Below are 20,457 nucleotides of genomic sequence, written 5' to 3' on the forward strand. Positions count from 1 at the left end.
ATAGCAAAACAACGCCATGGTCCGACAGGAATCGTTCCCCTTGCCTTTCAATCCGATTTTACACGCTTTAGTGATTTGGAAAAATAGGAGCAGAAAAATGCGTTAAAGAGAGCTTTAAATACCCTTTGAAAAGCATTTGAAGACCCTTTGAGAACCCCTTAAAAACTCTTTGAGAAAAAATAAATTGGTACAAAACCTAGTGGCAAAATATACAAAACCCGCTGGCAAGCTACAGTCAAAATATACAAAACCTGCTGGCAAGCTACATACAAACTGGCTGGGGAACTTGGATTCGAACCAAGATTGACGGAGTCAGAGTCCGCTGTTCTACCATTAAACTATTCCCCAATAAGCCAATTTTACCATTTCTAGCAGATTCTATAGTGTAGGCAAGTGCAAAAAATCTTTAGATTATCGATAATAAAGAGCGATAGGGATATCATTATAATCCCAGTAGGGGCGTCCTCGATATTTTAGCATATAGCAATAAGCGAGTAAAAACATACAAATAGAACACACCGCGAACGGAGGCATCATAAACTCTTTTTGGAATATTCCCTAATATAGGTGTATCATGTCAGGCAGTTACTACTAAATCATGGAGAATTTATGAGTAATATCCCTACTTATCCTGTTACCCCAAACCTACAGTTGGTATACGTCTCAAACATAGAGTATTCTACGGCTTTTTACAAATTCATCTTCAAGAAAGAACCTGTGTTTACCTCGCCACGCTATGTTGCATTTGCTTCTTCGGGGGATGCTCTCTTTGCTCTCTGGTCTGGGGGCGATACGCCTGAGGCAAATGCACCTCGTTTTTCAGAAATCGGCATTATGTTGCCTACTGGAGAGGACGTAGATAAGCTCTATGCGGAATGGAAAGAGCAAACCACTGTTGAGATAAATGTTTTGAAGGAACCGTATACTGATGTATTTGGACGTATCTTCCTAATCAAAGATCCAGACGGACATATTATTCGTGTTTGTCCACTGGATTAAAAAGCTTGAGATCTGATCTTTAATTGTCTGAATTATAATACCTGAATTATAATAATTGTCTGTTTCCAAAACCTATAAGCTATGCAAGCTAAGAGGCTTACTTACGACGCGTGGCTTATCCGTTCGGTGCTGTTCCACTATATTCAGCCCCACAACCTGCCTGTTTCCACAGGCGGTCTAATTGGCTTGGACATCAGTCGGCGTTATTGCATGGCCAGCGATCAGTACTTGTAAAATCATAGAAGCTATCCCTCATCGCACTTATATTGAGTCTTTTATTGGAATGGGAGGAATATTCTTTACAAGGAAATTGATATCTTTATGAAGTTAAAAAGGCATTGTACATAAAAACTAATAAAATCAATATATTAAGTACAATTATTTTATATGAATCCACTTAAGAAGCCCTACTTTTATGCATGTTTGAATTGATCATTTTTTATATAAGATTGCCATGGATGTATAGACTATAAAAAGCAAATCATGATGCAAATACTATAACGCATAGGTGCATTCAAATGAAATGAAAAGCGGTTATCATTCATAACAGTTCATAAATTTTATGATACGTTTTTATTATAGCACAAATCACATTGTTTTAAATTTCAGTCGTTTGGAATTATCGATAACATAAATTGTATACGTTTAAGAATGGATGTGTTTTGCTCTTTATTTGAGTGTAACCTTAAAAGGAATAATCGTTTGAAACTATCATAAGCTTATAGATTTAGTTCATAAAGATTGCATAAAAGGATTTAAAGACAAGATCATTTTTAAAAACACTTACTAAAAAGTTAGTAAATGATAGGCAGGCATTATATAGATACTATCATCACAATATAGAATGAAAATCACAATGTTATGTCTTATGAAATTGAAAGCCTTTTAATGATATAACGCAAGCAAGTGAGAAAAAACATTTAAAAGTTACAGTTTAAAAATATGAAACCAAATGAGTGCTCCCCAAATTTTGGAGGCACCTATTGAAAAAAATGAGGCAGCAAAATTCAAAACCATTGTAACATCTAAGGTATGGGATTTTATTCAATTTTGAGTCAAAAGCTATAATGTTTAAAGATGGCTATTCTAAAGATAACGCCTCCAAAATTGGATTGGTTAATTTTGCCAACTCAAATTTGAGCTGGTTAATTTGCAAAGAAGTTACATTTGAGTGCAAAATGAAAAGATACTTATGAAAGCCTTATTGAGAAGACATTCATTTAAGATGCATTTTCTTTTGATTGGATTGATAAAGTTACCAAGCGTTTATAGGCTCTATAATGCTAATGAATGATATAAAAATCATAGCTGTCATTTACGTTTCTTTTGATAAGTTTTCATATTTCTAAATAGAGCACTTGCAATATGATACGTTTTGTATATATGAATTTATTACTCCATTGTGGATGATTCATTTGAATCTTATAATCAATATCTGAAAGCCGCGTCATATCATTTGGCTCGGCTTTCTTTTTTGAATTCTCTCTTTAGATAGGTTTATAGCTATTAGATAAGGCTTTCCCATAAACAGAGCCAGATATACGTGTATTACTATGGAAAGGATTTATTTGCGAGAGGATTACCAGACAATGTTTGCTTTGCTTGCGCAAGAGAAAAATTCTTCTCTCTCAATGATGTGTCTCAGATCCGAAAAATCTTTAGCCAATTTAAGATAAAAGAGGTTGGCACATCTTATACATGTGGTTCAAAGAATCCGCACCGGCTCAAGAGCTTATCATCTCAAATTGCAATTTTTAGAGGAAGAGAAAATATGCATTAAAGGGATTTTAAATAACCCTTGAAAGTTTTTGAAGATCCTTTGAAAAAAATAAATTGATGCAAAATCTGCTTTCAAATTATACAAAACCCGATGACAAGCTACAATCATTAAATACGGGCTGGGGAACTTGGATTCGAACCAAGATTGACGAAGTCAAAGTCCGCTGTTCTACCATTAAACTATTCTCCAATAAGCCAATTTTACTATCCCTAGTAGATTCTATAGTGCATGCAAGCGCAAAAAATCTTTATGATTATCGATAATAAAGAGCGATAGGGATGTCATTAATTGTTTTGATTTGAATATCGACATCATAAATGTCTTTAAGAATTTCTGGTTGCATAATTTCTTTTGGAGTCCCACAATAGGCCGCTTTCCCATTTTTCAATGCAACAATCATATCTGAGTAAGATGAGGCAAAATTAATATCGTGCATAACAATAAGAATGGTTTTTTTCAATTCATCAGCTGTGCGGCGTAATTGCTTCATCATAGAAACCGCATGTTTCATATCCAGATTATTTAATGGTTCATCTAAAAGAAGATAATCAGTGTCTTGGCAGATAACCATGGCTATAAAAGCGCGTTGACGCTGACCGCCAGAAAGTTCATCTAAAAAACGGTCTTTTAAATCTTGTAAGCCGAGATAGCGTAGCGCACTGTCGATAAATTGTTTATCTTCATGTGTATACCAGCCTTTTGAATAAGGATAGCGTCCGAAACTTACTAAATCGTACACGGTTAAGCGAAAAGACAAAGGATTTTCTTGACGCAGAATTGAGAGTTTTTGAGCCAAAATATCGTGGGGCATTTTATCAATATTAAAGCCGTCGATATGAATTGTACCATTATGGTGTGGCAAAAGACGTCTTATCAGCATTAAAAGAGTTGACTTTCCTGAACCATTGGGGCCAATCAGAGAAATAATCCCCCCTTTTGGAAGATGAAGGCATAAATTATCGATAATCAATCGTGTTCCGTAAGCCTTGGAAAGATGATTGATCTCAATCATTTTAGTTTTCCCTTCATCAGTAACATTAAGAAAACAATTCCCCCACAAAACTCAATGATAAAACTTAAACGCCCTGCCATATGAAAAATTTGTTCTAAAATAAATTGTCCCCCCACCAGACAAATAATAGCCAATAATATTGCAATTGGAACAACAATACTGTGTTTTGCTTGAGGAGAAAGTTCATAGGAAAGGTTGGCAACTAACAGTCCAAAAAAGGTGACGGGGCCTACTAATGCGGTGGAAATGGATACGAGAATGGAAACAAAAATAAGGACAGCTGTCGCACTTTTGTGGTAATTAACGCCAAGATTAAGAGCATTTTCACGTCCCAAAGCCAAAATATCAAGAAGATGACGGGAATGCCATCCAATCAGACTCACAATGAAGACAATGATTGTGGCAAAGCTTATTAATGGTGTATTGAATTTATTAAAATTTGCAAACATAATATCGGTTAAATTCATCATTTGGTCTGGATTTAGTTGCAATTGCATAAACATCCGTAAACTGAAAAAAAATCCGCCTAAAACAACACCGATTAAAAGCGTCAAATGAAGTCCTTTTAGGCTTCCTGAAAAGAGCCAGCGAAAAAGGCTTATTGAAAAAAGGATAAGAATGAGGGCTTCAAGAACAAGCTGTCCTTCTTCATTCAAAAAGGGCAAAGAAAGAGAGCCTACAAAATACATTAGGGCAGTCTTTATTAAAATATAAAGCTGATCAAATCCCATAATTGAAGGAGTAAGAAGACGGTTATTAACGATTGTTTGAAATAAAACCGTGGAAACGCTTATTGCATAGGCAATAAGAAGTAGAGAGGAAAGTTTTGTAAGACGAAATTTCCATGTATAAACATTGATATTCCACGTCATGTAAAGACTAATGACAGTGCATGCTATGATGATAAGTGTTGTTAGTACACATATTGTTTTTCTTCTTCTATCCAAGACGCTTTCTCCAGCGTAAAAGCAGTATCATAAAAATAAAACTACCGATTACACCCATTATGGTGCTGATGGGAATTTCAAGAGAGGGATGAATGATTCGTCCTAAAAGATCACAAATCAAGACCAATCCTGCACCGCTGATGGCCACCCAAGGAGCGGTATAGCGCATATTATCTCCCATGAAACTTGAAACAATATTTGGAATAATCAACCCAACAAAAGGAATACGGCCAATGGTACAGACAACAACAGCAGTGATTGAGGCGACAATAAAAAGACCAAAAAACATGACAACACGATAATTCAATCCAAGGTTATTGGTTAAATCTTCTCCCAAACTTGCAACCGTAAAGCGATCAGCAGTACAATAGGCCAGAATACAAAGGGGAAGAGATAGCCATAAGAGTTCATATTTTCCTTCAAGAACCATCGAAAAACTGCCAAATAAGTAAGCTTGAAGAGAAGGAAGTAACATTTCATAATCTGCAATGGCATTGGTTAAAGAGCCAATAATATAGCTTAGCATAATCCCTGTAAGGGGTACAATGAGAGCAGATTTTAGAGGAATGCGTCGCAATAAAAACATAAAAAGTAAAGTGCCTACCATGGCAAAAATTGTCGCAACGACCATTTTTCCTAAAACAGGAATATCGGGCCAAAAAATCATAATAAAAAGAATGCCAAGGGAAGCAGATTCAATGGTTCCAGTGGTTGATGGTTCGACAAAGCGATTGCGTGTTAATAGTTGCATAATCATGCCTGAAAGTGCAAGTGCTGCGCCTACTAAAAGGATTGCAATGGTACGAGGAAGACGTGTTTGCCAAAAAATAAGCCACGCATGGGGATCGGCTGCAAAAAGGTTAGAAGGTGTGACATCAGAATAACCAACAAAAATGCTGAGGATAGACAGGAAAATTAGAAGTGTTATGGTTATCCAGTAATTCTTCACGTTAAATCATTTTCTAACAAAATATACAAAAAGCAAAGACTGCTTAATAAACAACCTCTGCTTTTAAATTTTATTTATATAGCAAGCAAGCTCTTTCGTGCGCTTATTTGCTCTTTGTAAAGGCTTCATTGATCTGCTGTGCGGTTTCAATGAGTGCTGTTAAACCACCATTTGCACGATACCAACTCCAAGAGTCCAAATAAATAATTTGGTTTTGTTTGCTTGCTGTTGTGCGGTGAACAAGCTCATTGTTGAGCAATTGTGCTGCGGATTGTCCTTCCCGTCCAATGGCTGCATCGCGATCAATCACTAACAACCAATCAGGATTGGTTTCAAGAATGAATTCAGGAGAAATGAGTTGTCCATGTTTTTGCACGGTAAGTTTATCGGTTGCAGGGGCAATTCCAAAAGCGGAGTGAAAAATATCGAAACGTGATTTGGGTCCGAAAGCACTGATTTTTCCACCAGAGGTCATGAGTATGAGCCCGGTGCCTTTTCCTTGGGTATTTTTACGGACTTCAGCAAAAGCTTCATTGATTTTTGCAATTTCCTTTTCTGCTTCTTGTGTTTTACCAAAAATTTTTCCAAGGATAGACACATTTCGTTTTATATCTTCAAGAGAATTTTCGTTTTCTACGGTTAGATCAATTGTTGGGGCTATTTTGGATAAGTCTTTATATTTTGCTTGAGTTCTGGAGGAAATAATAATCAAATCGGGTTGAAGAGTGGCAATTTTTTCATAATCTGGCTCAAAAACGGTTCCAATTCTTTCATATTTTGCATCGTCAAATTGTTGCAGATAGGAAGGTTTTTTTCCTTCAGGAAGGCCGATAACTGCTTGGATACCAAGGCGATTCATATTATCTAGCGAGGCAAGATCAAACACAACAACCTTTTGCGGAGAAGTGGGAACAGAAGTCGTGCCTGAAACATGATCAATTGTTATATTTGTCTGGGTACTCGTATTTGCAATACTCGTATGCGTCCACAAAATCGTTGCAAAACTAATTGCAACCAGTAAAACAGAAGTCATCCATTTCATATATTTTATCATCGTGATTTTATCCTTTTATCTAATATTACAAGGGTTTGTGCACTTAAAAACTTAACTTTGGTATTTTTATGCACAAAATGACGCACTGATAAATAACACTATGTTGTAAAGTTGACTAACATATGTTACAAACCGTTCACTTACCTCATTTTCACTTAATTCTAGTGTTTTTGCAACATTATTTAGAAAGTTTGACATATGATCAATGTATTTAAAAAGCGTACACGTTTGTATGCACTGACAACAAGTGCTTTCTTCTTTTTGCAAGGTGTAGATGTTTCTATGGGGAGTGGTTGGTTCTCATTCTCTTCGCCTGTATTATCTCCATTTGCGTCATTTGTTCCTAATTCAATTACATCATCTGTCTCTAATGCAATCGCTGAAAAGGTAGTTTCACTTGCATTGGATACAGTTAAAACATCTGTCGCTGACTCAATCTCTTCTATCTCTTCTATAGTTCCAACGCCTGAATCTCTAGTTACAGGACTATCTTCAGCATTTCAATATTTAGAAGTACTCATTGAACCTAGATCAGAAGCAAAGGGTTCATTGCCTAGAGCGTACGTTTCTATAAGACAACTTCCTGGTTCACGAATACCTCTTTTTGCGCTTTTTCCTAAAAACGATATAGATATGTGTGAAGATAGTTCTGGTGAGTCAGAGCGTGGATCCATTATATGTGTAGACGGTGGAGAACATACAATAAAAGGAGGTAAGATTCGTGTAAAAAAATACGGTGATAATGCTGTGTTTGCAGTGGGTCGTCTTGTTATAGATAATGCGAATGGTTCGCGTTCTAGCGTTGTAACGGGAGGTGCAGGTTCCAGAACTGCCAGAACTGCCAGAACTGTTAATAGTCTTGTAGGAGGGAATACCTCCGGACGTGTAAGTGTTGTTGACTCTTCGCGTTCTGGCGTTGTAAGGGGACCTTTATCCAAAACTGTAAATATTGCTAAGGCGACAAGTGTAAAGGTAGAAGGTGTATCTATCGTTGGTGTAGATCCTAAAAGCTTTAATGCTCAAACTGCTGTTATGGGGTTTGGGAGTGCTGTATTGTCGTTAGCAGGTGCAAAGGTTGAATTGCTGAAGTCAAATATCGAGAACTTTGTTACTGGTCTTGAGGCTGGGTACAAAGGAAATATTCATATGAAGGGGGGAAGCATCAAAAAAACTTTTTTGGGTGCTACAGCTAGTTTTGAATCGTCTATTTTTTTAGAGGGAACAGATATTAATGTGGAAGTCGTTAATGATAAAGTACCTCTGAATGTAGTTGGTTTACATAGTTCTGGTAGATCTCAAATAACGATGAAATCTGGATCAATTACTTTTGCAAAAGGTGGTGTGGGGATTTTGGCGGAAGACGAAGGATTTGTTACACTAGAAGATGTTAGAATTCATATTGCTGAAAAAGAGAGAAACAATGAGGAATCTCCAGAAGGAACTTTAGGTGGAGAGGCTGCTTCTAGTGTACTGGATCCGAGTGTTGTTTTTTTATTGGAAGATGGTTTTGTTTCTTCTAATCGTGTAATCTTTAACGGTTCTAATGCTATTGTTCTATGGATAAATAGTAATTACGGTATTGAAAATGGTCTCTTTGGTGTCATTAATTTAAGGTCTGGTCCTGGAAAGGTCGATAGTTTTACTGAATTTGTTGAGAATACTTTTGCTGATGACTATGCTAGCATTAGGTCTGCTATCAATTATTCGGTTATTACAGTAAAAGATAGAGGCTCGTATGGTATATATTTTGGTGAAAGTGAACCAGAATTCGAAAAAAGAAGTTTAGAAACGAATAATCAAAGTGAAGAAGGAGAAGAATCAAGTGCTAGAGTTAGAAGAAGTAGTGATGTTGCAGGAGCAACTATAGCTACAGTAACTACTGGAGGTGTTGTAGAAAGCCAAGCATCTTTCTCGGAAGAACCAGAAGTAGATGGGAGGCATATGGTTCTTTTAAGACGTTCTGTTCTCAAGGTTCCAGATGGTGTGGCCATTTATGGTAACGATTCGAGCGGTTCTGTTGCTTTAGGACAAGACACATTAGTTTCTGGTGATCTATTATTGCGTGCTACAGGTTCTTCTAGTTTGAAGGTTTTTGCTCATGATTCTAGTATTGTAGGTTCTGCACGCATTGATAGAACCGCGAGTGCAAACCTTTTTTTATCTCATTATTCAGAATGGCATTTAGCAAAAAGTAAGTATAGTAATGAAGCTTCGGATACAGATTGTATAGATTCTTGTGTTTCGTCTATAGATCTCAAAGATAGTGTTATTGCGTTTTTACGATCTGAAAATAGAGATGGAGGTTATCAAACACTTCGCGTTGGGGATGGGAACGGCACGGTTTACGCTGCTTCTGGAGATTCTTATATTTACTTTAATGCGCGTTTAGTTCCTAATACTTCGGATAGTGATCAAATGTCTGACAGGCTTTTGATTCATGGTGATGTTGCTGGAAAAACGATAGTGCGTGTAAAAGATACTTCAGAAGGAACACAACAAGATGATAAGCAATCTCATAGTATTTCAATTATTCAGGTCTTTGGACAAGCAGAGGCGGATTCTTTTAGGCTAGACGGTGATTATATTACACGAGAAGGGTTGCCTTATAAGTATGTTCTTCGTGCTTATGGTCCAACCATTTCTTCTTCGGAAATACAACCTTTTGATGAGAAATTAATTGCGAGTAGTGGAAATGCGAATAGTAGAAGTGTTTGGGATTTTCGCTTAGAAAATCAATATGTTGTTCCTCGTGTTTCTAATACTGTCACTGACGCTCGTGGAAGAGGAGATAGTGGTGGTTTGGCGGAACCTTCTGTGTCTGGAGAATCTGGAGCTATAATTTCTCCTTCAAGTGTTTCACTTTTGAGATCTGATACAGGTGGTGTACATCAGGAATTTGCATCTATAGGATCGGCGGCTGCATCTGGCGTAAAACCTAGTGGACCTGTTGGGCGTGTTCTTGTATTGGGTCGTTCTGGTGATGGTGATGTTTCTTCTCAGTGTAATGATATACAGAACAATAGCGAAGAGAGTAATGCTGTGGAGAAAGCTCTTTATGCATGCGGTGATGGTAAGACACATACAATAAAAAATCTTATACTGAAAGGGAATGATAAAGTTCAGCATTCTATGCATGCACAGAATGAGAATACAGTTATTAAGTTGGAGAATGCTACAATTATGGGGGGGGGTGATAATGAAAGCAATGTTGATCTTACTGAATTAAAGGCTATGAGTGCTGTTCTTGCAGAAGATAGCGCAGAGGTCGTTTTGGAAAAAAATTCAACAATTCAATCTTCTCTAATTGGTCTTGAAGCGCAAAGGGGCGGAAAGATTACGATGAACGCTGGAACAGTCAATGCGCGTTATGTGGGCGCTTTGGCAGGTTCTGGATCATCTGTTAATTTAAAGGATACGAAAATTAACGTAATGGGGAATTTGGCTGTGACTGGTCTGGCGAGTCAGGTTGGTGAGATAACTATGAATTCTGGAACTATTACTCTGGAAAAGGGAGTAGCAGTAAGGTCAGAATCTGGGGGCAGCGTTAAATTAGACAAAGTGAGAATTATTGCGAAAAAAGGACAGGATAAGTTAGATTCTGTAGATAACTTTGGGCGTGCAGCTTTTCTGTTGATTGATAATGGTTCTGTTGATTTTAAAAATGGGAGTGTTGTGACTGATGCTCATGCTTTGTGGATTGTGAATGGTAGTGGGAATGAGACGACTTCTCCTAGAAAAAAGAGATCATCTGACGTTCGTCCTACTATGAATCACGTAAATATCGAGTCTTCTACTGTTAAAGTGGAAGGTGAAGGAACCTATGGTATATATTTTGATGGTCTAACGCTGAAAGAAGGGAGTGAGAAAACTCGAAGTCAGAATCTAGAAACTGCGCAAACAGGCGTTGCTAAGCGGAGCGCTGTATCCAAACAGGAGAATACACCTATAGGCATAACAGGGACAGTTTCGTTGAAAAAAACTGATTTTGAAGTTGCAAATGGTATAGCTATCTATGGTAATAATTCTGGTGGTCGTGTTTCATTAGAAAATAAAACAACTCTTGCTGGTGACTTGTTATTAAAAGCCGAGAATGATTCGAACATATTGGTTTCAGTTGATAATTCTATTGTTACAGGCGGTGTTCGCGTTGATAAAAATTCTTATGCAAAATTAGACTTGGCTAATAATTCACAGTGGATTCTAAAAAGAAGTGCACAGAGGAATTTGGGGGCTCTAGATTCAGGATGTGTGGATTCATGCATTTCTTCTGTAAGTCTTGTAAATAGTGCTATTGATTTTGCACCTTCGGAATCTGAAGGAAAATATCAGACTCTCCATATTGGAAATGGGAAAGGAACTGTTTATGCGGCACAGGGTAATGCTGTAATTCATCTCAATGCACGTTTAAATCCTCGTGATCGGAGTGATCAGCAAGTCACTGATCGGCTTGTCATTCATGGTGATGTTTCTGGAAAAACAAAAATACATGTACGAGGTGATGCGGGCAATGTAGGAGATGGTAAAGCGAATGCCAAGATTGCTCATACTGTTTCAATTATTCAGGTCTATGGTCAAGCGAAGAAAGACTCTTTCCAACTCGATGGCAATTATGTTGCACTGAGAAACTCACCTTACAAATACACCCTTCGTGCTTATGCTCCAGAAGCGACTTCGAAACAGGAGCATGTTCAGCAGAAATTTGTTAAGGATGGTGGAGAATTTTGGAATTTCCGTTTAGAAAATCAGTATGTTAAGTCTGTTGGATCTGCTGCCCTTCCTGAACAATTTGTAAGGTCTGTTGTTCCACAGGTTCCAACTTATCTCAGCTTGCCTAATAGTGTATTCCACGCTGGTTTGATGGATATTAGCAATCAAAATAAGCAATTGGAGACGTTGCGGATGACTTCTACAGGAATGGTAGAGGTTCGTGAAAATCCCGCTTTATACTTGCGCGGCTATGGTGGAAGTTACCGTTATGCTTCAGATCTGTCCGCACTTGAATATGGTTACGGAAGTGATCTTAGTTATAATGGTGTAGAGGCAGGTGTTTTGCTGCAAACTATTGAAAATGCTGATAGTGCTATATCCTTTGGCGTTATGGGAACTTATGGAAAACTTTCTCTGCAGCCTGTGAATGTTGAGCAAAGCCAGAAGAGTGCATTTGATAAATGGACTGTTACGGTATATGGTAGCATGCAGCATAATGTTGGCTTCTATGTCGACGGTCTTTTATCCTATGGTCTGTTCAAAGGTGATGTTCTCACCCTTGCACGGGGTAAAACAGCAACATTAAAAGGTAATCCTTTGAGTGTTTCTTTAGCTGGTGGTCAGACAATTATGACAGGATATAAGGGCTTTGTCTTTGATCCGCAGGTTCAGGTTGTGTATCAACATCTCCAGTTTAATAAGGCCCGTGATATCGACAATTTTAATATTGAAATGGGTAACCTTAATCAGTGGGTAGCACGTGTTGGTGGACGCTTAACCAAGATTCCTACAGGTTCTGAAGGCGTGAATGCTATTGCTTTCTATGGTAAGCTTTATCTTGCTCATGGTTTTGAAGGAAAACAGTCTGTGCATTTCAATGATGCTTTCAAGTTAGGAGCTTTTGGTTCTTCTCTAGAGGCTGGATTAGGTTTTAATGCCAAATTGTTGCCACAGTTCTCTCTGCATGCTGATATTCTCTATCAACATAAGCTTAATAAGGCTGGTTTTTCGGGAACAAGTTTTTCTGGAGGAGTACGTTATCAGTTTTAATATAAGGTACACTATGTACCTTTTTAGAAAAGGCAGCACATTGTGCTGCCTTTTTTATTTGTAACAACTTGTGTTGTCTTTAAAAGATTTTCGTCTTCTTGATTGAGCAAAAAAACATAGTTTTTTTGTGTATGAGAGCACTTTTCTCCGTTAAAGCGAATTTTCTTAAAATTTATGCTGCTACTGATGCGGTAGAGTGCTTCGCTTTTATCGGCTTTTTAAGCGTTCAGCAGACCGGTATGCGTTACGTGATCCTTTTTGATACTGTATTGATATTATCTAATATAATATTTGATGTTTTCTAAAGCTCGTTTTTGAGAGTTTGTTTTTTACGGATTTAAATCATTGTTTCATTCATCTCTTTGTGGATTAATTTTTAAAGTTCACAAGGCTAGATTGTGTTTTTAATTAATTGCACGCACTGGTTTCATTTTTTCTTTACACGAAATACAGAATGCATTATACACTTATAAATTGTGTTTTGTTGTTATTCTCTTATAGATGGTTTTTAGCGTAGAGCTTTTGCCAAATTTATTGGGATAATTCATTGCACAGTTCAAATAAGCATGAGGCATGTTCTTTTGTTACACTTTTCGTATTTTTGAGGTGTGCAAGGGGGTGTTTTGTAAGTGCTTTTGTTTTTAATGAGAGGGGAAGGAAAGTTTCGAGGGAACTATGATTAAAGTTTTTAGAAATCATGTATGTTTATGTGCTTGTACAACAGCTATCCTCTCTTTGCTTCAAAATGGAAGAGAAGTGTATGCGGCTGCAGAGGGGAAGGATAGTAAACCTTATGTTATAACGGTTACTCCGATCAACGGTATCGGTATTACTTCTGGTCCTTATCTTAGTGGGAGTAACATACACAAGCCTCCCCTTGGTGGAGAGAGTGGGCAGAATAATCATTATACTTCTCATCAGACCCCTGTTGGCAATAACGATGATGGTATTCGTGGGGGGAATGATTATCGTAAGCTTAGTGGAGTGGATGGATGGAATGGACATCAGAAAAATGTAGATAACTCTGTTAAAGATGCAGACTCTGATGGAAGAGGAGTAAATCCTGGGTTTTATTACTATAGTGGATTATATTATATATGCGATAATTGCGGGGAATCTAAAATTGATAATAAATCTTATACAATTACGAACGAAAATGTTTCCAACTATCCTGATGATCCTACTGCTATAACGGTGAAGCGGATAGGGTCCAGAGTTGATGGAGAAAATGTAACTGTTAGCAGTGAAATTTCTGATAAATCTTTTTTGCGTGGTGTGGCTGTATCAGATGACGGAAAGATTGTTTTGAAAAAACCGACGCTTCAAAATACAAAGTTAGCTCTTTTCGCTCATAATGGAATCATTGAGGTAAAGCAGGGGATTATAGAGGACAGTGATAGGGCTGTTGAAGCTGTGGGGAATTCATTGGTTATTTTAGAGGGTGCAAAAGTTAATACGCGTGATGGGAAGGCAAGTCTTTCCAGTTATAGCGGGGCAGATATTTGGGTGGAAGGTGGGGAGGTTAACTTTACCAACAGTCATGGGATTTCTGCGATGTTGGGAGGGAAGGTGATTCTCGATGGTGTCACTCTTACTGGAAAGGGCCACAAAGATAAAAATGATGCGGCTTTTTTAATGGATGAAGGGGGGCGTGTTGAGTTTACAGGGGGGACTATTAAGGTTGAGGGTGCACATGGTATATTATTAGAAAATCCCGTCAAGCCTTTTAGTGTTGTACCAGAACGCTCTGAAACAGAAGCTGAAACTGAAGATGAAGCTGAAGATTTATCGAATAACTTTTATGTGACCGAGGCTAACTTTAAGTCTTCTTCTATTACAGTAAAGGGTGAGGGATCTTATGGTATCTATTTTCAGGGAGAGAAGCCATGGAGCGAAGGTGGAGGTAAAAAAGAAGAGACTTCATTAGAGGAAGAAAAAGCTCCACCACGATTGGAAGTTGTTAATTTGGATACAACAGAGTTTTCTGTTGAAGACGATACCGCTCTTTATGGCAGCAATGTTATTTCTGGTGCGGTGAGTTTGATGAAAAGCACTCTTCGTTCAGGGAATTTTTTATTAAAAGCTGAGAAAGGGGCATCTGTGATCGTTTTGGCTGATGCTTCTACGCTTGAAGGTCGCACACACGTTGATAAAGACTCTAATGCCGAACTTTATTTAGGAGGTCGTTCTACATGGATTTTACAACAACCGCTGCAAAAAGATCAACATGGGGCTGCACATGATTCTTCTATTTCACTCGTTAGTCTTATGGGTGATAGCTCTATTAATTTTAAAAGACACGAATCTTCTTCTGTTGATAATTATCAAACCCTTCGTATTGGAAAGGGAAAGGGTGAGGTTTATAGAGCACAGGGCGGTGCCTCTATTTCTCTTAATACATACCTGAATAGTGGTGGTGCTCTTGATCATCAAAAGACGGATCGTGTTTTAATTCATGGGAATGTTTCGGGAAAAACAAAGCTCCAAGTGCATGGAGTTGCAGGAAGTCCAGGAGGATATACGGGAAAGGGGGGGAATGCTGAAGGTATTTCAATCATTCAGGTTTCTGGACAAGCAAAGCAAGATTCTTTTCAGTTGGAAGGTGGTTATGTAGCCTTAAACGAATTACCTTATCAGTATAAGCTTTATAGTTATGGTCCAGAATCTGAGTTTGGAAAAGCAAGTATGGATCAGAGATTAGTTGAAGGTAACGGGGAATTTTGGGATTTTCGCCTTGAAAGTAGGTCTATAGATTCTGATGTTCAACCTAAACCAGATCCTGCTCCTAAGCCAATTCCGGGACCAGAACCTTCTCCAGAACCAGCTCCGGAGCCTCATCCTCGTCCTAAGCCGGGCGTTAAGGCTGTTGTTCCGCAGGTTCCGACTTATCTCCTTTTGCCTAATGCCTTACGTCATATTGGTTTGATGAATGTTAACAATCAAAATAAGCGGTTAGAAGCTTTGCGAATTACTTCTGGGGGCTTATTAGAAAGTCGTGAAAACCCTCTCTTTTTTGTGAGCGGTTATGGCGGCAATCATCGTTATACTTCAAATCTTTCCACGCTTGAATATGGTTATGGCGGCGAGTTTGATTATAATGCACTAGAGGCAGGTGTTTTGCTGAAAGCAATCGAAAATATGTATGGTTCCACTTCTTTTGGAGTTATCGGGGCTTACGAGAGATTTTCTTTGCAACCTTTGAATGTTGAGCAGAGTCAAAAAAGTACATTTGATAAATGGTCAGTTACGGCATATGGTGGTATGCAGCATGATGCAGGTTTTTACGTTGATGGTCTTGTGTCTTACGGCTTGTTTAAAGGTGATGTTCTAACAACTGCACGTGGCAAGACGGCAACATTAAAGGGTTTCCCTTTAAGTGCTTCATTGACTGCTGGTAAAACGTTTATGGTGGGGGAAGACGGTTTTGTTTTTGATCCGCAAGTTCAGGTTGTTTATCAATATCTTCAATTTAATAAGGTGCGTGATGTGGATGGCTTTGATATTGATTTAGGAAAGCTTCATCAGTGGGTAGGGCGTGTTGGAGGGCGTTTAACAAAGAGGCTGGTCGTTACTGATGAGGCTCAGGTTGTTTCTTTCTATGGCAAGCTTCATCTTGCTCATGGTTTTGAAGGAAAACAATTTGTGCATTTTAAAGATGCTTTCCAGCTAGGTGCTTTTGGTTCTTCATTAGAAACAGGATTAGGTTTTAATGCCCAATTGTCTCAAAAATTTGCGCTTTACGGCGATTTGGTTTATCAGCACAAACTAACGAAAGCTGGTTTTTCTGGAACGAGTTTTTCAGGTGGATTGCGTTATCATTTCTAGTGTTGTTCCTGTTTTTGATTAATCTTTCAAAAAAGCTACAAGTTATACTTGTGGCTTTTTTTTCATTATCTATTCATTTTGTGTTATAGCATTTTTATGAGAGTGTGACTTTGCTTATCTTTAATATGCTTTTAGGTTGGACTTCTTTCGTTTTTTTGAAAAGTCTGAAGAGTTTGTACGTTATTGTTTCAAAATGCGTATTTCAGAGTGATTATTATACTATTTATAATATTTTGATTTATAAAGATATTTTTTAATTTAGGGCGCTGAAATATTTTCAATGCTCTTATGATGAATCCATAAAAAGCATTCCTTTGTCTATTATATGTAAGATTAGCAAGTGGATAATCGTTTAAGAAAGGAGTCAATATAATTTGGGGGATTATGTTAAGAGGAGAGGATTTACAATATTAGAAATTGACAAAGACAAAGATGCTACTCAGGCGCAATGAGGGCTGTATCCGATAAACTTTATATTATATCTGCTGCCGTTATGAAATGGAGATGGAAATATGAAATATATCTGAGAAAATTGGTGGATTAGAAACATAAATAACGTATTATTTTTTGAAAATGCGTTTTCTTTAAAGAATGTGATAAATAAAAAGATAAAATTATATGTCATTTTCACCTTTTAGATACGGCTCTGAATATTTTAAAATGTTGAAAAGAGATGGTAAAAATCGGAACAGATTTTAATTTTTACACTTTCCTCCTCTTTCTAAATTAGTTCGTATTTCCATAAATACTGCCTAAAACAGCTGTATGTGATAGCTTTGCTTCCCAATTTTGGCATATATTCAGTTTTGTCTGCTTACGAGTGCCCATTGTTTCAATATAATATTTATCTCGAATATTAATTATACACGCTTTGGGTATTGATTAAACAACAGTTAAAATAGGCATTCTTAATGTACAAAAATCCCTTAAAGCTGCTTTTAAATAACAACTTTAAAGATGATTTTTCTCTAATTTTCAGTTATATTTTTGCAAATCCCTTATAAAAAAATAGATTTAGACTGTATTTTTAGTAACTTTTAAATTCCATATTTACATAAAACACAAAAAGCATTAATAAGATCTGCGCAGTTAATCCAAAACGTATTAATTTTTTCTCTTTGTTAAGTTTTTTGATACATTACGTATTACTTTTATGGGCAAAATTATGGTGTAATTATGGTCAATCTATTTAAAAATCGTTTTTCCTTATGTACTTTTACAACAGCATTTCTTTTTTGTGCACACAATGTTCATGCTACGGTTCAAGGTGGTGCTGTTGTTAATACTGGGGTACAAGATCGTTCTGGCGTTAATGGTAAGACACAAAATAATCAGGATCAATTTTCATGTAGTATGAATAGTGAATTTTATCGGTGTAATGATGGTAAAAAACACTACTTTTACAATAAAAATTATCAAAAAACTGATGAAAATACGAATGAAACTGTTGCTATACAAGCATCTGGAAGAAAAACGCTTCTCTTAGGGAAAAATATAACTGTTAAGGATGCTTCAAGTGCTGTTATTTCAAAAGAAAGTTTTTGGAAGTATGGGGTCGTGGCGAGTGAATATGGACAAGTGATTATAGAAAGAGGAGAGATTAACTTTACAAAGGGTATCGGAGTTAAAATAAAAAATTGGGGACAGGTCGATTTAAGGAGTAGTTCTATTACCGAACAAGGTAGTCAGGGGATGGGTATAGATGACCATAATGAAAATTCAGCTTTTCATGCGTCTAATGGGTTTATCCATTTTGAGAAAGGTAAAGTTAATCTAGCCAATGCTCATGGTTTTTCAATGCATGGGAATAATATCGATGGGAAGGGTGTCTTTATAACTATCGTGGATTCTACGGTTTTGGTAGAAAGTAATACGTCTTATGGGTTGCGTTTTTGGGAGGGACTAGGAGACAGAAATGAGGAAATGAAAGATCACGAGTATCCCTATTCTTTTTATATTTTTGCGGGTGAGGAAGAGATGTTCGGAAGTCTTCCAAAAACGAACTTACCCGTACGAGGGATTGTTGACTTGACAAGAACCTCTTTTACAGTTCCAAAGAGTGCAGCTATTTATAGCAGAGGATCTGGTGGTGTTGTTAGGCTGTTGGATAATTCCAAACTTTCTGGAGATTTATTACTGAAGGTTGAGGATGGCTCTTTTGTGAAGGTTTCAGTGGATGCTTCTACACTTGTAGGGGGGACACATGTTGATGAAAGTTCTTCTGCTGAATTTCGGTTGAGAGGTGATTCAAAATGGATTTTATCACGACCGAAAAATAAAAATTTGCAAGTTCCTAGTTCTATAGGTGTTTCATCAATTTCATTAATACATCTTATTGATAGTTCTATTATTTTTGAACAACCAGAAACTAACATAGTTGATGGCTATCAAACCCTTCGTGTTGGGAGAGGAACAGGTGAAGTTTATAAAGCACAGGGTAATGCACATCTTTATCTCAACACTTATTTGAATAAGGGGGGGGCTCTTCAGAATCAAAAAACGGATCGTTTTTTAATCCATGGTGATATTGAAGGAAAAACGATAGTACATGTGCATGGTGTTTCAGGAAGTCCAGGAGGTGGTACGGAGCGTTATGGAAATGACAAAGGTATCTCGATTATTCAGGTTTCTGGAATAGCGGAGAAAGATTCTTTCTTGTTGGATGGTGATTATATTGCATTGGACGGTCTACCTTACCAATATAGGCTTCATGCTTATGGCCCAAACTCTGAATTAGGAAGAGCGAGTGCGTCTCAAAGATTAGTCGAAGGTGAAGGAGATTTTTGGGATTTCCGCCTCGAAAATGGATTTATTGATTCTGATACTACATTTAGATTAACTCAGAGTTCTAAACTTAGTTTAGGTGGTGAGCATCATTCTAGGCAAGGCGTTAAGGTTGTTGTTCCTCAGGTTCCAACTTATCTGCTTTTGCCAAATAGTTTATTCCATGCTGGTTTAATGGATATCAGCAATCAAAACAAGCAGTTAGAGACAGTACGGACTAATCCTAGTGGAATGTTGGAAATTCGTGAAAATCCTGCTTCATTTTTGCGTGGCTATGGTGGAAGTTATCGTTATGCCTCAGATTTATCTGCGCTTGAATATGGTTATGGGGGAGATCTAGGGTACTATGCACTAGAGACAGGTGTTTTGCTACAAACTGTTGAAAATGTTGACAGTGTTATATCCTTTGGGGTGATGGGGTCTTATGGAAAGCTTTCTCTACAACCTCGAGATGTTGCACAAAGCCAAAAAAGTACATTTGATAAATGGACTGCTACAGTTTATGGCAGTATGCAGCATGATGTAGGATTCTATGTTGATGGTTTGTTATCTTATGGTCTGTTTAAGGGAGATGTTCTGACAACTGCGCGGGGTAAAACGGCAACATTGAAGGGTAACCCTTTAAGTGTTTCCTTGATGAGTGGTCAGAAAATTGCCACAGGATATGAAGGTGTTGTTTTTGATCCACAGGTTCAGGTTGTTTATCAGCATCTTCAATTTAATGAGGCCCGCGATATTGATAATTTTAATATTGAGATGGATAAACTTGATCAATTGATGGTGCGTATGGGTGGTCGCTTGATAAAGACTCTTACTGCGTCTGAAAAAGATCGTGATGTTTCTTTTTATGGAAAGATTCATTTTGCCCATGATTTTGGAAAAGAAAGGTCTGTGCGCTTTAAAGATTCTTTCCAGTTAGGGGCTTTTGGTTCTTCTCTAGAGGCTGGATTAGGTCTTAATGCTCGCTTGTCTCAAAAATTTGCGCTTCATGGTGATTTGGTTTATCAGCATAAGTTAAGTAAAGGTGGTTTTTCTGGAATCAGTTTTTCTGGTGGATTGCGCTATCGTTTTTAGGATGATCATCTTGAGGTAAGTTGTTTAAAAAACCACAAGCTATGCTTGTGGTTTTTTATTATTTGTTTGCAACTTTTTAAATAAGTTTTTTAAAAAAATGTTTTTTTGCATGAGCTAGTTTGTTTCTTTTTAGAAACGAGATAAGGCTTTCTGGTTTGCAGTTTTTGCTTCTTATGCTGTTTTTCTTCTTTGAGTTTATTTTTATTAAATTCTCTTGAAATCACTGCTTTGGGGTGGAATTTTTATTTCTATCTATATTTTTACGCGTTTTTATAA

8 protein-coding genes, 2 tRNA genes and 3 pseudogenes are annotated in these 20,457 nt (G+C 37.3%); 7 read left to right on the top strand and 6 right to left on the bottom strand.

Going from position 1 to position 20,457, the window contains the following annotated elements:
- Nucleotides 1–87 (top strand): annotated as a pseudogene (locus tag ACFINW_RS08080) (DNA helicase); the annotation flags it as partial.
- 187 nt (nucleotides 88–274) lie between these two features.
- On the opposite strand, the gene ACFINW_RS08085 reads toward ACFINW_RS08080, so the two are convergent.
- Nucleotides 275–348: transfer RNA gene (locus ACFINW_RS08085), tRNA-Gln, on the bottom strand.
- A 261-nt stretch (nucleotides 349–609) separates the two neighbouring features.
- On the opposite strand from ACFINW_RS08085, the gene ACFINW_RS08090 reads away from it, so the two are divergent.
- From ACFINW_RS08090 to ACFINW_RS08100, 3 genes and pseudogenes are all read left to right on the top strand, one after another.
- Entirely contained in the window at nucleotides 610–999 is a 390-nt protein-coding gene (locus tag ACFINW_RS08090; RefSeq protein ID WP_375621639.1) for a VOC family protein, read from the top strand.
- A 232-nt stretch (nucleotides 1,000–1,231) separates the two neighbouring features.
- A pseudogene (locus ACFINW_RS08095) lies at nucleotides 1,232–1,321 on the top strand (DNA adenine methylase); the annotation flags it as partial.
- Nucleotides 1,322–2,551: 1,230 nt separating this feature from the next.
- Nucleotides 2,552–2,757: pseudogene (locus tag ACFINW_RS08100) on the top strand (DNA adenine methylase); the annotation flags it as partial.
- 140 nt (nucleotides 2,758–2,897) lie between these two features.
- Here ACFINW_RS08100 and ACFINW_RS08105 read toward each other — a convergent pair.
- The 5 genes from ACFINW_RS08105 to ACFINW_RS08125 form a co-directional block, all read right to left on the bottom strand.
- Nucleotides 2,898–2,968: transfer RNA gene (locus ACFINW_RS08105), tRNA-Gln, on the bottom strand.
- Nucleotides 2,969–3,032: 64 nt separating this feature from the next.
- Nucleotides 3,033–3,791 carry an ABC transporter ATP-binding protein gene (locus ACFINW_RS08110; protein WP_375621640.1) on the bottom strand — a complete coding sequence of 253 codons (759 nt, stop codon included), beginning with the start codon at nucleotides 3,789–3,791 and terminating at the stop codon, nucleotides 3,033–3,035.
- Nucleotides 3,788–4,738 (bottom strand): iron chelate uptake ABC transporter family permease subunit, encoded by a 951-nt coding sequence (locus ACFINW_RS08115; RefSeq protein ID WP_375630290.1) that lies wholly within the window; start codon nucleotides 4,736–4,738, stop codon nucleotides 3,788–3,790. The genes ACFINW_RS08110 and ACFINW_RS08115 overlap by 4 nt, the downstream gene beginning before the upstream one ends.
- Entirely contained in the window at nucleotides 4,731–5,687 is a 957-nt protein-coding gene (locus ACFINW_RS08120; protein WP_375613670.1) for an ABC transporter permease, read from the bottom strand. The genes ACFINW_RS08115 and ACFINW_RS08120 overlap by 8 nt, the downstream gene beginning before the upstream one ends.
- Before the next feature lie 103 nt (nucleotides 5,688–5,790).
- Nucleotides 5,791–6,741, bottom strand: a complete 951-nt coding sequence (locus tag ACFINW_RS08125; protein WP_375612402.1) for a siderophore ABC transporter substrate-binding protein — start codon at nucleotides 6,739–6,741, stop codon at nucleotides 5,791–5,793.
- 198 nt (nucleotides 6,742–6,939) lie between these two features.
- Here ACFINW_RS08125 and ACFINW_RS08130 point away from each other — a divergent pair, with 198 nt between their 5' ends.
- From ACFINW_RS08130 to ACFINW_RS08140, 3 genes are all read left to right on the top strand, one after another.
- Complete coding sequence (locus ACFINW_RS08130; RefSeq protein WP_375674102.1) at nucleotides 6,940–12,498, top strand: autotransporter outer membrane beta-barrel domain-containing protein; 5,559 nt, start codon at nucleotides 6,940–6,942, stop codon at nucleotides 12,496–12,498.
- 675 nt (nucleotides 12,499–13,173) lie between these two features.
- Nucleotides 13,174–16,323 carry an autotransporter outer membrane beta-barrel domain-containing protein gene (locus ACFINW_RS08135; protein WP_375641037.1) on the top strand — a complete coding sequence of 1,050 codons (3,150 nt, stop codon included), beginning with the start codon at nucleotides 13,174–13,176 and terminating at the stop codon, nucleotides 16,321–16,323.
- Between the two features lie 1,176 nt (nucleotides 16,324–17,499).
- Complete coding sequence (locus tag ACFINW_RS08140; protein ID WP_375674104.1) at nucleotides 17,500–20,181, top strand: autotransporter outer membrane beta-barrel domain-containing protein; 2,682 nt, start codon at nucleotides 17,500–17,502, stop codon at nucleotides 20,179–20,181.
- Nucleotides 20,182–20,457 lie beyond the last annotated feature (276 nt).

Origin of the sequence: Bartonella sp. AA18HLJMS, assembly GCF_042197245.1 — a bacterium.
Lineage (GTDB): Bacteria > Pseudomonadota > Alphaproteobacteria > Rhizobiales > Rhizobiaceae > Bartonella.